General features: G+C 37.3%; 2 protein-coding genes. Both read right to left on the bottom strand.

Going from position 1 to position 1,991, the window contains the following annotated elements:
- Window positions 1-571: 571 nt before the first annotated feature.
- Entirely contained in the window at window positions 572-1,033 is a 462-nt protein-coding gene (locus ACED20_RS21110; RefSeq protein ID WP_294225090.1) for a hypothetical protein, read from the bottom strand.
- A 10-nt stretch (window positions 1,034-1,043) separates the two neighbouring features.
- A partial coding sequence (locus tag ACED20_RS21105) for an RHS repeat-associated core domain-containing protein (protein ID WP_378106715.1) occupies window positions 1,044-1,991 on the bottom strand: 948 nt, incomplete at its 5' end.

The following is a 1,991-nucleotide window of genomic DNA, read 5'->3' as shown; positions in this document are numbered from 1 at the left end:
TCCGGCATATACATCCTTGCCCCGTAATCATACATGCCGGTCTCCTGCAATTCCTTACCATTATACTTGTAAGAATACAGTCCTCCTATTTTGGAGGTTCCAAAGCTACTGGCAATATGATTCATTCCAAAAGCGTAATAAATTGTTGGTATCCTTAATTTCCAATACTCCACTGCTGTTTTTAGCATAGCTCAATCTTGCATTTCCCAGATGATTCCTTTACTGGTAAATATAGCGGTTTTTCGTGAAACTGTAAAACCCTTCGGCCGTAGGTACAAAATCAAGAATCCAGGTCGGACTTAATGTATTAGGAGTGATTGGCTTCTATTCCTAAAGAAATAATTTTGGAAGATAAAACGGAACTTGAACAGACCAGATTAATACAGTAGCTCGAAGAGGAAGACAAGCAAACCATTTTCCGGCTCGTGGAAAAAATGCTTACCAATAAAAAGTTTAAAGATTTTTTTGCTAAAAACGCAGCTGCTTTATAAAACACAAAAACCTCGCAACTTGCGAGGTTCTTTTTATCTGCCACACGATAAAATCGTGCGGTAGCGAGGGGATATTTTACTTAAATTATTTTACTAGCATCCAAATCGCTTATTAATTTTATATTGTCTTCAATTTTGGTCTGTATCAAAATATCTAAAATATCCGGAGGTAAATCAGTTACTTTTAAGGGTTTTACCGGAGTAGAAACCAAATGATATTGAGTATCTGTAAAATCATTTAAATTAGTCTTATCAAAAGAGTAAAGACCTCTTTGAGTAAAATACATAAAATCTCTTAAATATCTTTCATCAGCACCACTCCCAAATATCTTAGTTAATAATCCATCTAATAAAGGATTTATTATTGTATCAGATATATTTGGCAAACCCTTAAAATAAGATACTAATTTTTTATTGTTTACTTCTGAATTTGCAACTGTTTCAGGTAATTTTCCCGCTCCAGAAGCAACAAAACTAATATAATTACCATCGGTAAAAAACCAGTCGATGTCTAATGTTTGTTGTTCTATTTCTGTATACATAAAAATATAATTATTTTCCAAAAGTTGCTTTACAATTACCACACATTGGAACGACCTTTCCTGTCCTAGGTCTTATAGCTTCTGTAAAATTGATTTGCGATGGGAAAGCCTGTGGGTTTTTCAATAACAATTCATTTCCAGCTTGAAATTCTGCACAACATGCAACTGGTGTTTTATTAATGTTTTTAGTTCCTGCACCACCTAGCATTTCCACAACATCTTGTAATTGTGGTGCAATATCACTCGGATGTTGCCCGCTAATCCCTATTACTGTTTGTCCATTTAGTTCAGCTCCTGCTACTGCGGATGGAGCTCCACCAGCTGCATAAATATCAGCTGCAGTCCTTTCAACTTGAGAACTTAATCTACGAATCCTGATCGCAGTTCTTAGTGATGATAAAGCAGATCCGGCTCCCCCAGTAAATAGATCAATAGCGGCACCTTGAACTGCAGGATTTTCAGAAACTAACATTTGAATATCCGTTTTACCACGTGATTCAGGAACAGAGCCAAATGAAGGACCCCATGGATTACCAGATGATGGCGCTGTACCTAGACCACCTCCTTCAGAATATGGTATATAAAGTGTATTAGTAAGTCCACCAGAATTAAAAGTTTCTGTGACACTAGCTCTCAGTGTGTGTGAAGTTACATTCCAAGTGCCATTGTTACCCTTATTAACAGCTACGTTGTAATATCCAGAACCTAACTTATCTGCCCACTGTTCCGCATGAATTCTAGCGTCGGATTTGAATAGATTATTAAAAAAACCAGCGCCTCTAACCCATCTACCATCAGGATCTGTAAAGTTTATTGGGTTATTTACAGTATAGTTATATGGTGAAAATCTACGATACTGTTCCGCCAATGGATCCACCACACCCCAGCGCCCGATATCCGGCATATAAAACCTTGCGCCATAATCATACATCCCGGTTTCCTGAAGCTCCTTCCCGTT

The organism is Chryseobacterium sp. sg2396 (genome assembly GCF_042610505.1).
Lineage (GTDB): Bacteria > Bacteroidota > Bacteroidia > Flavobacteriales > Weeksellaceae > Chryseobacterium.
This window is presented reverse-complemented; position numbering and strand designations above follow the sequence as displayed.

Bases quoted from the DNA above. Each gene is read 5' to 3' on its own strand.
- ACED20_RS21110 (WP_294225090.1), bottom strand. From the start codon at position 1,033: ATGTATACAGAAATAGAACAACAAACATTAGACATCGACTGGTTTTTT.